12 protein-coding genes and 1 tRNA gene are annotated in these 15,738 nt (G+C 65.6%); 7 read left to right on the top strand and 6 right to left on the bottom strand.

The window, feature by feature from the left end:
• Positions 1–6: 6 nt before the first annotated feature.
• Positions 7–2,175: an elongation factor G-like protein EF-G2 gene (locus AC5RU7_RS20090; protein WP_494053715.1), complete on the bottom strand. Its 2,169-nt coding sequence runs from the start codon at positions 2,173–2,175 to the stop codon at positions 7–9.
• 136 nt (positions 2,176–2,311) lie between these two features.
• Positions 2,312–2,734 (bottom strand): ChaB family protein, encoded by a 423-nt coding sequence (locus tag AC5RU7_RS20085; protein WP_494053714.1) that lies wholly within the window; start codon positions 2,732–2,734, stop codon positions 2,312–2,314.
• A gap of 267 nt (positions 2,735–3,001) precedes the next feature.
• Between AC5RU7_RS20085 and AC5RU7_RS20080 the strand changes: the two genes are divergently transcribed.
• Positions 3,002–3,952, top strand: a complete 951-nt coding sequence (locus AC5RU7_RS20080) for a manganese catalase family protein (RefSeq protein ID WP_494053713.1) — start codon at positions 3,002–3,004, stop codon at positions 3,950–3,952.
• A gap of 25 nt (positions 3,953–3,977) precedes the next feature.
• Here AC5RU7_RS20080 and AC5RU7_RS20075 read toward each other — a convergent pair.
• Positions 3,978–4,054: transfer RNA gene (locus AC5RU7_RS20075), tRNA-Thr, on the bottom strand.
• Between the two features lie 175 nt (positions 4,055–4,229).
• Positions 4,230–5,105, bottom strand: coding sequence for a DsbA family protein (locus AC5RU7_RS20070; RefSeq protein ID WP_494053712.1), 876 nt, complete (start codon positions 5,103–5,105; stop codon positions 4,230–4,232).
• Between the two features lie 179 nt (positions 5,106–5,284).
• On the opposite strand from AC5RU7_RS20070, the gene AC5RU7_RS20065 reads away from it, so the two are divergent.
• The 4 genes from AC5RU7_RS20065 to AC5RU7_RS20050 all read left to right on the top strand — a co-directional run bounded on the left by AC5RU7_RS20065 (position 5,285) and on the right by AC5RU7_RS20050 (position 10,446).
• The gene (locus tag AC5RU7_RS20065) at positions 5,285–6,787 is read left to right on the top strand and encodes an alpha,alpha-trehalose-phosphate synthase (UDP-forming) (protein ID WP_494053711.1); all 1,503 of its coding nucleotides are present in this window, start codon (positions 5,285–5,287) and stop codon (positions 6,785–6,787) included.
• Positions 6,777–7,610, top strand: a complete 834-nt coding sequence (gene otsB, locus AC5RU7_RS20060; RefSeq protein WP_494053710.1) for a trehalose-phosphatase — start codon at positions 6,777–6,779, stop codon at positions 7,608–7,610. Before AC5RU7_RS20065 ends, otsB begins: the two co-directional genes overlap by 11 nt.
• Before the next feature lie 218 nt (positions 7,611–7,828).
• Positions 7,829–8,911 carry an ABC transporter ATP-binding protein gene (locus AC5RU7_RS20055; RefSeq protein WP_013599924.1) on the top strand — a complete coding sequence of 361 codons (1,083 nt, stop codon included), beginning with the start codon at positions 7,829–7,831 and terminating at the stop codon, positions 8,909–8,911.
• Between the two features lie 119 nt (positions 8,912–9,030).
• Complete coding sequence (locus tag AC5RU7_RS20050) at positions 9,031–10,446, top strand: DUF4032 domain-containing protein (protein WP_009359149.1); 1,416 nt, start codon at positions 9,031–9,033, stop codon at positions 10,444–10,446.
• Here the strand turns inward: AC5RU7_RS20050 and AC5RU7_RS20045 are convergent.
• A complete protein-coding gene (locus AC5RU7_RS20045) occupies positions 10,443–11,819 on the bottom strand; it encodes an FAD-binding oxidoreductase (RefSeq protein WP_494053709.1) in 1,377 nt (458 codons plus the stop codon). The two genes, AC5RU7_RS20050 and AC5RU7_RS20045, sit on opposite strands and share 4 nt — an antisense overlap.
• Positions 11,820–12,013: 194 nt before the next feature.
• On the opposite strand from AC5RU7_RS20045, the gene AC5RU7_RS20040 reads away from it, so the two are divergent.
• Positions 12,014–13,747 carry a glycoside hydrolase family 13 protein gene (locus tag AC5RU7_RS20040; protein ID WP_494053708.1) on the top strand — a complete coding sequence of 578 codons (1,734 nt, stop codon included), beginning with the start codon at positions 12,014–12,016 and terminating at the stop codon, positions 13,745–13,747.
• Between the two features lie 2 nt (positions 13,748–13,749).
• Entirely contained in the window at positions 13,750–14,805 is a 1,056-nt protein-coding gene (locus tag AC5RU7_RS20035) for a LacI family DNA-binding transcriptional regulator (RefSeq protein ID WP_494053707.1), read from the top strand.
• Positions 14,806–15,049: 244 nt separating this feature from the next.
• Here AC5RU7_RS20035 and AC5RU7_RS20030 read toward each other — a convergent pair whose 3' ends face one another.
• A complete protein-coding gene (locus AC5RU7_RS20030; RefSeq protein ID WP_494053706.1) occupies positions 15,050–15,541 on the bottom strand; it encodes an SRPBCC family protein in 492 nt (163 codons plus the stop codon).
• Positions 15,542–15,738: the final 197 nt, after the last annotated feature.

Genomic DNA, 15,738 nt, shown 5'->3' with positions numbered 1-15,738 from the left:
AAAGGCTTAGGAGGGGCTGAAGCTGGCGGGCACAGGGTCGTGCCGCAGGTAGCGGCGGGTGAACCGGCCGGTTCCGGCGGTCAGGGCCCTGAGTTCGACGGCGTAGCGCAGCAGTTCCTGGTCCGGCACTTCTGCGCTGATTTCGGTCAGCCCGTCCCCGGTGGAGGTGGTTCCGGTAAGCCTTCCGCGCCGGCCGGACAGATCGCTCATGACGGAACCGACGTGCTCGTCCGAAACGGTGATACCCACGGATGACACCGGCTCCAGGAGCTGGATTCTTCCCGCTGCAGCAGCCTCCCTCAACGCCAGTGCGCCGGCGGCCTGGAAGGCGGCGTCCGAGGAGTCGACGCTGTGCGCCTTGCCGCCCACCAGCGTCACCCGTACATCCACCACCGGGAACCCTGCCGATACCCCCTTCTCCATCTGCGCGCGGACACCCTTCTCCACGGACGGGATGAAGGTCCCGGGGATCACTCCGCCAACCGTCTTGTCCAGGAACTCGAAGCCCCCGCCGCGGTCGAGCGGTTCCACCTCAATGTCGCAGACGGCATATTGCCCGTGGCCGCCTGACTGCTTCACATGGCGGCCATGCCCGGCCGAGGGGGCCGCGAAGGTTTCCCGAAGCGGGGTCACCACGTCCACCGTATGCAGCTTCACGCCCTGCTCGCGAAGCCGGTCCAGCACCACCTCGGCGTGCGCTTCGCCCATCACCCACAGGACCAGCTGGTGTGTTTCGGCGTTCCGTTCCACCCGGAGGGTGGGGTCCCCGGCCGCGATCTTGCCCAAACTTCGTGCCAGCGCATCCTCGTCGCTGCGGGAGTCCGGTTCCACCGCCACTGGAAGCAGCGGCTCCGGCATTTCCCAGGTTGCGAGGATCAGGGGCTTGTCCCGGGAGGAAATGGTGTCCCCCGTTTCAGCGCTCCCCAATTTGGCCAGCGCGCACATGTCCCCGGCCACGCAGTACGGCACCGGCCGCAGGGTTGCCCCGAGCGGCGAGTAGATGTGGGTGACGCGCTCGTCGGTGTCGTGGTCCTGGTGGCCGCGGTCCGCGAGCCCGTGCCCGCCAACATGCACCGGCGAGTCTTCACGCAGCGTCCCGGAAAAGACCCGGACAAGGCAGATCCGTCCGAGGAACGGGTCGATGGATGTCCGGACCACCTCTGCGGCCAGCGGTCCGGCGGGGTCGCAGGCCAGCGACCCCTCCGGTTGCCCCGCCAGGTCGGTCACCCCTGGCAGGCCGCGCTCCGTGGGCGGCGGGAACGCGCGGACCAGCACTTCCAGCAGTTCTGCGGTGCCCAGGCCCGTCAGCGCCGACGCTGGAAGGACCGGAAAGAACGAACTCCGGGCAACAGCGGTTTCCAGGTCGTCGATCAAAACCCCGGTGTCGATGTCCTCACCGCCCAGGTAGCGGTCCATCAGGGTCTCATCCTCGCTCTCGGCGATGATCCCCTCGATCAGCTCGCCCCTGGCTGCCTCGACGCCTGCCAGTTCGCCCGCGTCCGCCTGACGGGAGCCGGGAGTCTCCCCCGCCGAATAATCGGTGACGGTCCGGGACAAAAGCCCCAGGAGCCCGGTGACGTCCCCGCCCGTCCGGACCGGGACGTAGAGCGGAAGGACGCCCTCCCCGAACGCCTTCCGGCACTCGGCGAGCGCGCCGTCGTAATCAGCGCGCGGGTGGTCCGTCCGGGTAATCACGACGGCGCGTGGCAGCCTCGCCTGCTCACACTCCGCCCACAGGGCAGTGGTGGTGGCGTCGATCCCGTCGACGGCCGAAACGACGAAGAGGGCAGCATCCGCGGCACGCAGCCCAGCGCGCATCTCGCCGATGAAGTCCGGGTAGCCGGGAGTGTCCAGCAGGTTGACTTTGATGCCGTCCACCAGCAGGGGCACCAGCGAGAGCGTGACGGAGCGCTGCTGGTGGACAGCGGCAGGATCGGAATCACTCACCGTTGTTCCGTCGGCGATGGACCCTTTCCGCGTGATGACGCCGTTGGCGGCGAGCAATGCTTCAATGAGCATCGTTTTGCCCGCACCCGAATGGCCGACCAGTGCGATGTTGCGGATTCTGGCCGGCTCCTCGGCGGCAATTCCGGCAGACCCGTCTGAGCGGCGTGCTTCCGGGCCGGTCCGGCCGCCAGATGTCCTCGCTGTGTCCTTCGTGCCTTTGACCGACATGGGATCCTCCTGGCGTCTTTGCCCTGCAACCCGTCCTAACGTGTCCTCTGATTCGACACCCTGGGACGCGTTACGGCAAGAGTGCCAGCGCTCCGGAACCTGCGATGTGCCCTGTCACGGCAGGCGCGCAGAGAGGCTACTGCCTGGCCTTCCGGGTGGCTGCGTCATTGGCCTTCTGGAGTGCCTTGACCAGTTCGCCCTTGTCCATCTTTGAACGGCCCTTGACATCCAGCTTCTTGGCGAGCTGGAGCAAGTGCTCCTTGGAAGCATTGGCATCCACTCCCCCGGCGGTGGGCTTGGAGGATTTGACGCCCTCCTCGGCCCGCTTGTCGGACGGGCCCTTCTTGCCCTTGGGTTCCCAGTGGTCCCCCACCTTCTCGTAGCTGTGCTTAAGGGATGCGTAGGCGGCGCGGGCGGCGCGGCTCTCATCGTTGCTGTAGGACTCCAACGCGGAATCATAGGTCTTGGCGAACGTGTCCTGGGCCTTTTGCTCCGAGCGCTGCAGCGTTGACGGAAGTTCGTCCTTGCGTGCGTGATCGTTTTTCCCGGTCTTGGGCATGGCACCCATCCTCCTTTTATCAGCAGGCTGATTATTTGAAGATGACACCAGCTTAAACCCGTCCGGGAGCATGCCCCCAACTTTTCCAGGAACCCTTGCCATCCAGATACTAAGCATGCTTATGGTATGGGGGCACTGGTTGTCCACCGGGTCCATGGGCGGACGGCCACAGCGCTCCGGGAGTTACTGCGACCCATGGAACGAAGGGCCGTTGAACCCGATGAACTGCAGCACTCAGTATCAGAGCAATAGTGAGGAAACGGCCCCATGTACCTGCACACCCAACTCCTGATCAATGAAATCGCCGCCGATGAGCCGGACCCCGCCGCAGCCAACGCCCTCCAGGAGGGCCTTGGCGGGCAGTTCGGCGAGATGCGCACCATGATGCAGTACCTGTTCCAGAGCATGAATTTCCGCGGGGACGCGACGGCAAAGCCCTACAAGGACCTCCTCCAGGGCGTCGGAACCGAGGAGATCAGCCATGTCGAACTAATAGGAACCACCATCTCGCAGCTGCTGGACGGTTCCCCCAGATACCAGGGCAAGAAGACCGACCCCGTGGATGAGCCGGGGGCGAAGGGAGCCACGCCGCTGAAGATTGCCCTCGACACAGGCAACATCCACCACTACCTCGTGGGAGCACAGGGTGCGCTGCCGGTTGACTCCGTCGGAAACCCCTGGAGCGGTTCCTACGTGTACAACAGCGGAAACCTGGTCCTGGACCTGCTGTACAACCTGATGCTTGAATCCACCGGCCGGCTGCAGAAGTGCCGGATCTACGAAATGACGGACAACAAGACCGCCCGTTCCACCATCGCCTACCTCATCGTCCGGGACCAGGCACACGAGAACGCGTTCGCCAAGGCGCTCAAAAGCCTTGGCGTGAACTGGGGCAAGGTCCTGCCCATTCCAAAGACGAAGGCTGAACAATTCCCGGAAGTGAAGAAGCTGCTGGACCAGGGACTCCAGAGCATCCAGTACACGTTCAGTGCGGACAACCTCAGCGAGGCCGGCAAGCTCTTCCGGGGCGCTTCCCCGTCCAACGACGGAACGGAACTGAGGACCGATGTCATGCCCGAGGGTGTCCCGATGACCATTTCGCCTGAGCGCCGGGAGGAATTCTCCCCCGGGCTGGATCCCGAACTCCTGGCACTGATCCAGGCGACAGCCGAGGTGGAGCTGCAGGAGGCTGACAGCCCCCGGGTATCCGGCAGCTAGGACCAGGCCACGCGGCGGGTTCTTCTGGAGCCCCCTGTCGGATTCGAACCGACGACCCCCGCTTTACAAGAGCGGTGCTCTGGCCAACTGAGCTAAGGAGGCGTGCCCTCGCGGGCGGGCGCCGTGACGGCGCTAGATAAGGTTAGCCCAACTCCCGCCGGTGGTAAAAACGCCGGCGGCAAGGCAGGCCATACCGGAATGGGACAGCAAGGGGCCCGGTCCCGGAACAGTTTGACGTTCCGGGAACGGGCCCCTTGTGGCAGCAGTCGGGCCGGGGCTAGGCCTTCGCGTCGACCGCGGCCTGGATGTCGGCATTCAGGTCGGTGGTGCCGTCCCACTGCTTGCCGTCAATGAAGATGGTGGGGGTGCCGGTGATGCCGGTGTTGGACGCCAGCTGCGTGGAGTACTTCACGTAGGGGCGGAAAGTCTTGTCGTCCACGCAGCTGTTGATGTCCGCACCGATCTCGCTGGCGAGGGACTTGAGTTTGTCGTCCGAGAGGCCCGCTCCGCCTTCGGCAGGCTGGTTCGTGAACAGGACGTCGACGTATTCGGCGTACTTGTCCGGCGCCTGGTCAGCTACGCAGGCGGCGGCGTTGGCTGCGCGGGACGAGTAGTTGGTGCTGGACTGGCGGTCCAGGAAGCCCAGCGGCCGGTATTCAAGGGAGATCTTGCCCTCGTTGCGGAGCCCGGTGAGCGCGTCGTTGTAGGTGTCCTCGAAGCGCTTGCAGACGGGGCAGATGAAGTCGATGTAGGCCACGATCTTCACCGGCTGGCCTTCCTCGGCCTCGGCGCCCGGGGCAACCACCGGGTTGGGCAGGGCGTCGGGTTTGGCCGGAAGGTTGGCAATGTCCACCGTGGCCGAATCCGTGGCCCTTACCTCGGTGTTGGCCAGCAGCGTTACACCGCCGTTGACGTTGCCGTTGGCGGGCACCGGGCCCTGGTCCGCGATGGGCGTGTTCTGCCGGATGCTGGTGGTAACCACCAGGGCCACGACCGCAAGGATGGCCACCACCGCCGCGACGATGCCCCAGCCGATCAGCAGCTTGTTGCGCTTGTCCTTCTTGACCTGGGCTTCCCGGATCAGGCGCGCTTTCTCGCGCGCCTCCGCGGTTCGCTCAGCCTTGGACTTGCGTACTTCGTTTGCAGGGCTCATGAGTTCCTTGGGTCGATCGACGTAGGGGGTCCACTTCGTGGCACACCCCCATTTTAGGGGAGAAACCTGAGAGCTTGCCCCTTCAAGTATTTATCGGGCTTGACCAACGGACGAATAGCACCGATGATTCCGTCCCGTTAGGGTGGGGAAAGAGGCACAAGCAACCCCAGGGGGCCGCAATGCAAACACCCATCCAGGAAAAACCCGCCGCTACAGCTGCAGCCGGCGCCGCCGGCAGCAGCCATGGCGGCGAGACCAAATACGACTTCATGGTGGTCTCCAACAGGCTGCCCGTCGACCGCTGCGCACCCGGCGAAAGCGGGGATGACGGCTCGGGCTGGCGCCGCTCGCCGGGCGGCCTCGTCACCGCGCTGGCCCCGATGATGACCAAGACCGACGGCGCATGGGTGGGCTGGCACGGAGCCCCCGACGAAACGGTAGAGCCTTTCAGCCACGGCGGCATGGACCTGGTGCCCGTCCAGCTCAGTACCGATGACGTGGAGCTGTACTACGAGGGCTTCTCCAACGCCACCCTCTGGCCGCTCTACCACGACGTCATCGCCCCGCCGGAATTCCACCGCACGTGGTGGGACACCTACCGGAAGGTCAACCAGAGGTTCGCCGACGCCGTCGCCCGCCACGCGGACAAGGGCGCCACGGTGTGGGTGCAGGACTACCAGCTGCAACTGGTCCCCCGGATGCTGCGCCGGGCCCGCCCGGACCTGCGGATCGGGTTCTTCAACCACATCCCCTTCCCGCCACCGGAGATTTTCGCGCAGCTGCCCTGGCGGCACGCAATCATTGATGGGCTCCTCGGCGCCGACCTGGTGGGCTTCCAGCGGGTAAGCGACGCAGGGAATTTCATGCGCTCGGCACGGCGGTTCCTGGGTGCCAGCGTCAAGCAGCAGCAGGTGCATGTCAAAGGCCAGGACGGCCAAATCACCCACATTGCCAGGGCGCAGGCTTTTCCCATCTCCATTGACGTCCAACAAATCAGCGAACTTGCCGCCAGGCCGGAGATCATTGAGCGGGCACGGCAGATCCGCCAGGACCTGGGAAATCCCAAGACCATCCTGCTCGGCGTGGACCGGTTGGACTACACCAAGGGCATCCGGCACCGGCTTAAGGCATTCGAGGAGCTCCTGGCCGACGGCAAGCTCAAGGTGGGCGACGCGACCCTGATCCAGGTGGCCTCCCCCAGCCGTGAGCGCGTGGAACAGTACCGCCTCCTGCGCGAAGAGGTGGAGGGCACGGTGGGACACATCAACGGCACCTACGACACCATCGAAAACACCGCCGTCCGCTACCTGCACCACAGCTACCCGGTAGAGGAAATGGTGGCCCTGTACCTGGCCGCCGACGTCATGCTGGTCACCGCCTTGCGGGACGGCATGAACCTCGTGGCCAAGGAATATGTCACCGCGCGGACCAACAACGACGGCGCCCTGGTCCTCAGTGAATTTGCCGGTGCCGCCGACCAGCTCAAGCAGGCCCTGCTAATGAACCCGCACGATATCGACGGCCTCAAGAGCACCATCATGCGTGCCGTTGAACTGCCTCCCCGCGATGCTGCCAGGAGGATGCGCGCCATGCGGAAGCAGATTCTTGAACACGACGTGGATGCCTGGTCCGCCGATTTCCTCCGGGCCCTGAACGAAAAGGTGGTCCGGGATGACTCCTGACGGCCGCACCGGAACTTTCCTGGCGCTGTCCCCGGAGCTCCGCCAGGCCGTCCGGCGCGTGGCCGGCACCGAACATCTGCTGGTGGCCATGGACTTCGACGGGACCATGGCGCCCATAGTGGCGCACGCCGATGACGCGCGCCCCCTGCCGCGCGCGGCCGCCGCCTTCGCTGGGCTCGCCGCGCTGCCGCGGACGACGACGGCCCTCATCTCAGGCCGGGCCCTTGCCAGCCTGCGCGCCGTCGCTTCGCCGCCCGTGGACTCCCTGCTCATCGGCAGCCACGGGGCGGAAGCCTGGCTGGGGCCCGGTTCCACCGGGCTCACACTGGATGAACAGCAGACGGCACTGCTGGCCGAGGTCCGCGCCCTCCTCGCGGAGATTGTGGCCGAGGCTCCCGGAACCATGCTCGAGGACAAGCCGGCAGGCGTGGTGCTGCACACGCGACAGGCGGCGGACGACGTCGCCGCGGACGCGGTAGCTGCCGCACGCTCCCTCCTGCAGGACCGGAAAGGCGTGTTCCTGAAGGACGGCAAGCGCGTCCTGGAGACCTCCGTCGTCAACGCCTCGAAAGGCGAAGGCGTCACATTCCTGAGGCAGGCAACAGGCGCCACGGCAGTCCTGTTCGCCGGGGATGACACCACTGACGAAGACGCGCTGGCACGGCTGGAGCCCGGCGATGTGGGCGTGAAAGTGGGCCTGGACTTCACCCAGGCGCAGTACCGCGTGGAGGCGCCGGTGCACGTTGCGGAGCTGCTTGAGGCGCTGCTGCAGGAGCGGAGCCTGGCCGTCGCGGAAGAGGATCCGGACGGGGCGCCGGAGTAAAGGGTGCCCAAGACAACATGTGACGTCCGTAACATTTGCAACAATAAACAACGCGTCTGACATACTCTTGCTTGTGATGTGGCGCACAGACACCGTGCGGCGTCACTCGGTGCACTGCGGCCGGTCCGCAGTCCACCTTGCAACACAAAACTGAACAAACATGAACCATTCACAACGGATCGTCCGGCACGTACCTGCCGGTGAAGGGATTGATAACTGTGGCTACAGTTACTTTTGACAACGCTACGCGTCTGTACCCGGGCACAGATAAGCCCGCCGTCGATAAGCTCAACATCGACATCGCCGATGGCGAATTCCTGGTCCTCGTGGGACCCTCCGGTTGCGGTAAGTCCACCTCCCTGCGCATGCTCGCAGGCCTCGAGGACGTCAACGCCGGCCGCATCCTGATCGGTGACCGCGACGTCACCGATGTTCCGCCGAAGGACCGCGACATCGCGATGGTGTTCCAGAACTACGCGCTGTACCCGCACATGACTGTGGCCGACAACATGGGCTTTGCCCTCAAGATCGCCGGCGTCTCCAAGGAAGAGCGCGCCGAGCGCGTTCGCGAAGCAGCAAAGCTCCTCGACCTCGAGCAGTACCTGGACCGCAAGCCGAAGGCACTCTCCGGCGGCCAGCGCCAGCGTGTTGCCATGGGCCGCGCCATCGTGCGTAACCCGCAGGTCTTCCTCATGGACGAGCCGCTGTCCAACCTGGACGCCAAGCTGCGTGTCCAGACCCGTACGCAGATCGCGTCGCTGACCCGCCGCCTCGGCGTCACCACGGTCTACGTGACCCACGACCAGGTCGAGGCCATGACCATGGGTGACCGCGTGGCTGTGCTCAAGGACGGCCTGCTGCAGCAGGTTGACACCCCGCGCAACCTCTACGACCGTCCCAAGAACGTCTTCGTTGCCGGCTTCATCGGCTCCCCCGCCATGAACCTGCTGGAACTGCCCGTCGTTGACGGCGGTGTCCAGTTCGGCGGCACCGTCTACCCCGTGCCGCGCGACGTCCTGGAAGAGGCACACGGCTCCACCGTCACCCTCGGCAGCCGCCCCGAAGACCTGGAAACCGCTCCGCACGGCGAGGGCCTGAAGGTTGAGGTGGACGTCGTCGAAGAACTCGGCGCCGATGCCTACGTCTACGGCCACACCACGCTGGACGGCAAGGACCACGACATCGTGGCACGCGTCGACGGCCGCCGCCCTCCGATGAAGGGCGAATCCATCTACGTCCGCCCGCAGTCGGGCCACGTGCACCTGTTCGATACCAAGACCGGCCTGCGCCTGGGCGACTGAATCGCGCTCTAACCGACGGCGGCCCACACCTTTTCGCAAACGGTGTGGGCCGCCGTCGGCCTTTAACTGCGCCTGCCGGCAATTTAGCCGCCCACCGCCAAGTACGGAAGAATTGAACCATGACCGAGGAATACAGCGCCCAGTGGCACGACGAACCCACCGACTACGCGCAGATCGGAAAACTGCCGCGCTTCGTGGCCGCCAGTGCGGACGACGGGAAAGCCGCCTCGGTCTCGTCGCTTAACATCACCGCCGCTGCAGCCGATCCCGAACTGTTGGACCTGCCCTGGCACATCGCCCTGGAAGACTGGCCGGCCGAATACCTCGCTGCCCTCCCCCGCGGTATCTCCCGGCACATCGTCCGCTTCGCCCACCTCGGCGGCTCCGTCATCGCCATCAAGGAAACCTCGGAGCACGTGGCCCGGCACGAATACCACATGCTCCGTAAGCTCGCACGGCTGGACGTGCCCTGCGTGGAGCCGGTGGCGGTCATTACCGGCCGCGCAACCCCGGACGGCCGGCCGCTCAACCCGGTCCTGGTCACACGGCACCTCAAGTTCTCCATGCCGTACCGGGCGCTGTTCTCCCAGATGCTCCGCAAGGACACCCTGACCCGCCTCATCGACGCCCAGGCGCTGCTCCTGGTGCGGCTGCACCTGATCGGGTTCTACTGGGGCGACGTGTCCCTCTCCAACACCCTGTTCCGCCGCGACGCCGGCGCCTTTGCCGCCTACCTCGTGGACGCGGAAACCGGCGAGCTGTACCCGGACCTCTCCACGGGCCAGCGCGAATACGATCTTGAAATCGCACGGGTCAACATTGCCGGCGAACTCATGGACCTTTTGGACGGCGGACTGATCGAGGAAAAGGTGGACCCCGTGGCCACCAGTGAACTCATCATGGACAGCTACCGCCGCCTCTGGGCTGAGCTGACCGAGAAGGAGTCCTTCGAACTCGGCGAGCGCTGGCGCGTGGGTGCCCGCATCCGCCGCCTCAACGAACTCGGCTTCGACGTTGAGGAATATGCCATCAAGACCACCCAGAACGGTTCCACCATCCAGCTGCAGCCGAAGGTGGTGGACGCCGGGCACCACCAGCGGCGCCTGCTCCGCCTCACCGGCCTGGACGCACAGGAGAACCAGGCGCGCCGCCTGCTCAACGACATGGACTCCTTCCGGGCTGACAACAACCCGGACATGGATGAGGAATACAGTGCCCACCTGTGGGTCAGCCAGGTTTTCGAGCCGATCGTCCGTTCCATCCCGCGTGACATGTCGGGCAAGCTGGAACAGGCGGAGGTGGTCCACGAGGTCCTGGAACACCGCTGGTACATGTCCGAGAAGCAGGAACGCCACATTCCCCTGGCCGAGGCGGTGCAGTCCTACATTGACTCCATCCTCCGCCACCGCCGGGATGAGGCCGCCATCATGCTGAACCCGGACACCGGGCTGCTGAAGATCCTCGAGGTGGAGACCGAGGAGTCCCGGTATGGCGACGAGGAGTCCATCGACGAATACCCGGACGCGGACGACTAAGGCAGGATCGCTTTACCCGGGTTCAGGATGCCCTCGGGGTCGAACAGTTCCTTGATCCTGCGCTGTAGCTGCTGCAGCGGCGCCGGCTGCTCCTGCCCCAGCCACCGCAGCTTGTACTGGCCCACCCCGTGTTCGCCGGTGATGGTGCCGCCCATGTCCAGGGCGGCCGTAATGCTTTCGTCCAGGGCCCGCTGGAGCCGCTCCATCGCCCCGGCGTCCACGCCGCTGCCGTCCCGCTCGATCCAGAAGGTGGGGTGCAGATTGCCGTCCCCGGCGTGGGCCACCACTTTGAGGTTCACGTTGTGGCGGACGGCCATGGCCTCCAGCGCGCCGACGTAATCCACCAGGCGCGAACGCGGCACGGCCACGTCCTCCCCCACCCGGTACTCATCGTCAACTTCCGTACCCCTGCTGTGGCGCCGGAGCTCCACCAGCCGTTCAGCCTCGGCGCTGGCTTCCGCGGTGACTGCCGCACCACCGGACCGCAGAACCGTGCGCACCACCTCCGCCTCGGGGCCGGCGCCGAACCCGTCCGTTTGAACCAGGAGCAGGGAGCCGCCCCGTGCCGTGAGGTTCGACCCATGGATGTCGTCCAGCTGGGCCAACGTGCCGCCGTCGAGCAGTTCCATGATGGCGGGCTGGACCCGCGCCTTTCCTACCGCCAGGACGCCCGCGGCAGCCATCCGGAAGTCGGGATAGAAGGCTGCCACTGTGTGCACCTCGTGGGGCAGGTACTTCAGCCGCACGGTGATTCCGACGACAATGCCCAGCGTCCCTTCCGATCCGACAAACAGTCCCGTCAGGTCATAGCCCGCTACGCCCTTGAACGTCTGGTGGCCGGTGTGGAGAAGGGAACCGTCCGCAAGCACCACGTCGAGGGCCAGCACCGAGTCCCTGGTGACCCCGTACTTTGCGCAGCGCAGCCCGCCCGCGTTCGTGGCCACATTGCCGCCGATCGTGGACGTGCGGAAGCTCGCTGGGTCCGGTGCGTACATCAAGCCATGCACGGCGGCAGCTTCGTTGAGCACCGCGTTGACCACTCCGGGTTCCACGACTGCCGTTTCGTCGTCCGGGTTGAGTGCAAGGATGTGGTCCATCCGCTCCAGCGACATGACAACGCAATTGCGCGTGGCGTGGGCGCCTCCGGACACTCCAGTCCCTGCTCCCCGGGCCACCACCGCCACACCCCTGGCCGCACAGGCGCGCACCACGGCCTGGACGTCCGCAACGGATTGCGGGAAAACGACGGCGAGTGGCAGGTGGAAGTCGATGATAGGCGCCTGGTCCACGGCGTACCGGCGGAGCGCGGCCTCTCTCACGTCAACCTGCCCAGGGGCGAGCATGCCCTCGAGTTCATCAAGCACGCTGCCCACAAGGCCTCCATCCGACGCCGAATTTGTCTCCTCAGTCTAGGGGCACCCGCGCACGCACTTCGTAACGTATCCCTGCATCACTGCAAGCGTTTCCACTACTGACCTGCAGCAACGCCCTCGTGGCGAACAATATGCGGCCGTAAGAATATGGAAGCGTTTTCATTTTCCCCTTCTCCTTGTCTAAGCTGTCAACCATGTCTGTCGAAACTGTGATCCCCAGCACTACGCTCGATGCCGGCCCGCTGACACTCATCCACTCTGCGGACGCCGTCCCGGGCTGGTGGCGCTCAGCCGTGATCTATCAGGTGTACCCGCGGTCTTTCCGCGACTTCAACGGCGACGGCATAGGCGACCTTGCCGGCATCACCGAGGAACTTCCGCACCTGGCGGACCTCGGCGTGGACGCGGTTTGGCTGTCGCCTTTCTACCGCTCTCCGCAGCGCGATGCTGGCTACGATGTCAGCGACTACTGCGATGTGGACCCGATTTTCGGCACCCTTGGCGACTTCGACGTCATGATGGCCGAGTCCCACCGGCTGGGCCTGCGGGTCATCGTGGACCTGGTTCCCAACCACTGCTCGGACCAGCACGCCGCTTTCCAGGCTGCCCTGGCGGCGCCCGCCGGCAGCCCCGAGCGGGAGATGTTCATTTTCCGCGACGGCAGGGGATCCGGCGGTCACGAGCCGCCCAACAACTGGCAGTCCCACTTCGGCGGGCCTGCCTGGACCCGGGTGGCCGGCCCGGACGGCCAGCCGGACCAGTGGTACCTTCACCTCTTCGATTCCTCCCAGCCCGACTTCAACTGGGACAACCCGGCCGTCCATGCCGAGTTTGAACGCGTCCTCCGGTTCTGGCTTGACCGCGGCGTCTCCGGTTTCCGCGTGGACGTTGCCCACGCCCTGGTCAAGGCCCCCGGGCTTCCGGCCTGGGGCGGACGGGCGGACGGCGGGAGCAGCGACGGGTTCCCAGGCCATGAAGCACCGATGTTCGGGCAGCCGGCCCTGCATGACATCTACCGCCACTGGCGCCGAATCCTGGACGAGTACGGGCCGGACCGCATCCTCTGCGCCGAGGCCAATGTTGATCCGCTGCCGCGGCTGGCGGACTGGGTACGGGAGGACCAGATGCACCAGGCCTTTAACTTCCCGTACCTGCATGCAGGGTTGGACGTCCACCGGCTGCGCGGGGTGATCACGGACTCGCTGGTGGCGCTGGACGCCGTTGGCGCTCCAAGCACTTGGGTGCTGTCCAACCACGACGTCGTCCGGCATGCCAGCCGCTTCGGCTACAACGGGCCGGGGCCTCGGGACGGGGACGGGATTGGCCCCGCTGATCCCCAGCCGGACACCGCACTAGGGCGCCGCCGGGCAGCTGCCGCTTCGCTGTTCATGCTGGGACTGCCGGGTGCAGCCTACCTGTACCAGGGTGAAGAGCTTGGGTTGCCCGACGGCATCGACATCCCCGAGCATCAGCGGCAGGACCCCACTTTCGCGCGGACCGGCGGGGAGCGCCTGGGCCGTGACGGCTGCCGCGTTCCGCTCCCGTGGCGTGCCGCGGACAAGAACCTCGGCTTTGGTGCCGGAGACACCCCCTGGCTGCCGTTTCCGCCCTCGTTCCCGGCCTTGGCGCGCGACGTCCAGGCTGATTCGCCGTCGTCGCACCTCGCGCTGTACCGGAACATCCTTCGGATCCGGAGGGACCTGGACCTGGGCCGGGGCTCGCTCGCCTGGGCAGAGGACTGGTGCACCGGTTCCTCACTCGGGTATGTCAACGGCACTACGCTGGTGCTTATGAACCTCAACCACGAGCCACTGGAATTGCCCGCCGGGCAGGTCATCGTCCGCAGCCTTCCCTCGGAGTCCGGTACGCACCTCGCCTCGGGCGAGACTGCCTGGATCCAGCTTGGACCCGGCGCCGCAGCAGACTGAGCATGGCGGGCATCAAGGAGGTAGCAGCCAAAGCGGGCCTGTCCGTGGCCACCGTGTCCCGGGCGTTGAGCGGGAAGGCCAACGTGTCGCCGCGGGCCCGCCGGCTCGCCCAGGAAGCTGCGCAGGAGCTGGGCTTTGTCCCGTCCTACCACGCTTCCAGCCTCGCTTCGGGGCGCAACCACAACATCGGGCTTGTGGTGCCGCATGTGCACCGGTGGTACTTCTCCTCGGTACTTGAGGGAGTCTCGGAGACCCTGCTGGATGCTGGCTACGACCTCACGCTGTATAACGTGGGCGAGCAGCCTGAACGGCGCAGCAGCGTGCTCAACGACTTCCTGCTGCGGAAGCGCCTGGACGCCGTGATCGCGGTGGCATTGGTGCTGAGTGAAGAGGAGATCCTGCAGCTCTTGGCCGTCCACCGTCCGATCGTGGGGATCGGCGGAGCGCTGCCGGGCGCGTCCACCATCCGTATTGACGATGAACGGCTGGCACGGGAGGCCACCGACCACCTCATCCGGCTGGGCCACACCCGGATTGCGCACATGACGGGTGACGCGGAACTGGACCGCGACTTCAAGCTGCCGGGAATCCGCCGCGGCGGCTTCGAAAAGGCGATGGCGGCTGCGGGCCTGCCGGTTCGCCGGGAATGGCAGGTACCGGCCGATTTCACCATTCACGGCGCGTATGCGGGCGCACGCCGCATGCTGGGGACGGCAGCGGAACGGCCTACTGCCGTGTTCGCGGCTTCTGACGAGATGGCTGTCGGCATCATCCTCGCAGCACGTGACTTCGGCCTGCAGGTTCCGCACGATCTTTCCGTGGTGGGCATGGACGGGCATGAGCTTGGCGAGACGTTCGGGTTGACCACCATCAGCCAGGATCCGCGGGGGCAGGGCCAGCTGGCGGCACGAACCGCCCTCGACTTGCTGGGCGATGGCGGGCAGAAGTCCGACGGCGGTGCGGGACAAAGTGCCACCGACCACGAATATCCCACGGAGTTCATCATCCGAACGAGTACGGCGGTACCGCCAGCGCAGGCTTCTACTCGGACGCTGTAGCTACTCCCCGTCAGCTTTGGGCTTGAGCTGCAGTTCCATCACCAGCCACCTTGGCAGCCGGATTCAGCGGGTAGGGCTTACGCCTTCCTGTGTCCCTGAAGCCTTGGCGCAGGTAGAGGCGCTGGGCCCGCACATTGTGCTCATGCACTCCAAGCTCCAGCAGGTCCGCCTGCAGTTCATACCGTTGCTGCTGCGATACAACGGCGCAGCGTCGCGTCTCCCTCTTCCAGGCGACGGATTTCGGTCATTCAGCCCCCATGAACCGGGCATACCTTGCCAGGATCTCCGGCCAGGCGTCGGCGTATTCAGCACGGACTGCAGCGGGGTCCTCGGCACCTTCCCACCCGTCATGGAATACGCGAACTTCTGTTCCCTCATCCACAGCTTTGAATACCACGAGGAGTTCAGTGGACCACAGGGCAGTGGTGCCGGGATGCCACGTTGCGTGGAAAGAGAACGGCGGCTGCCAGTCATCAAGCGTTCCCCAGATAGTCGTCCGGCCGTCGTCAGCGGTCTCAAGAAGGAGGTTCTCTTCGAACTCGACATAGGAGTCAGCCCCGTAAACGCCATGGGCTTCCAGCGGCCACCACAGGTGTGTATGGTCCGTGAAGCCGGCGAAGGCATGGGCTATGGTCCCCGGCACCACGACGGTATGCACCACAGGCTCCAGCAGATCCGATGCGGGCTGGCTGTCGTCTTCCCAGGGGTCCTGGGCATGGCTGAAGAGGCTGTTCATGGTGATCAACTCTACCGGGGTCTCTTAACCCAAAAGTGCCTCCGCCAACACACCGTCACTTCCCCGAATGCCTTCAGGGAGCTTGGTTTGGTGGTTGGTTGCTTAAATGCGGGAGGCCCCAACCTGTGGTTGGGGCCTCGACCGTGATGTGTTGTCCGGCGGTGTCCTACTCTCCCACACCCTCCCGGGTGCAGTAC

This window comes from Arthrobacter sp. K410C, from assembly GCF_059090105.1.
Note: the sequence above shows the minus strand (reverse complement) of the source record. Positions and strands in the feature narration are given on the sequence as shown.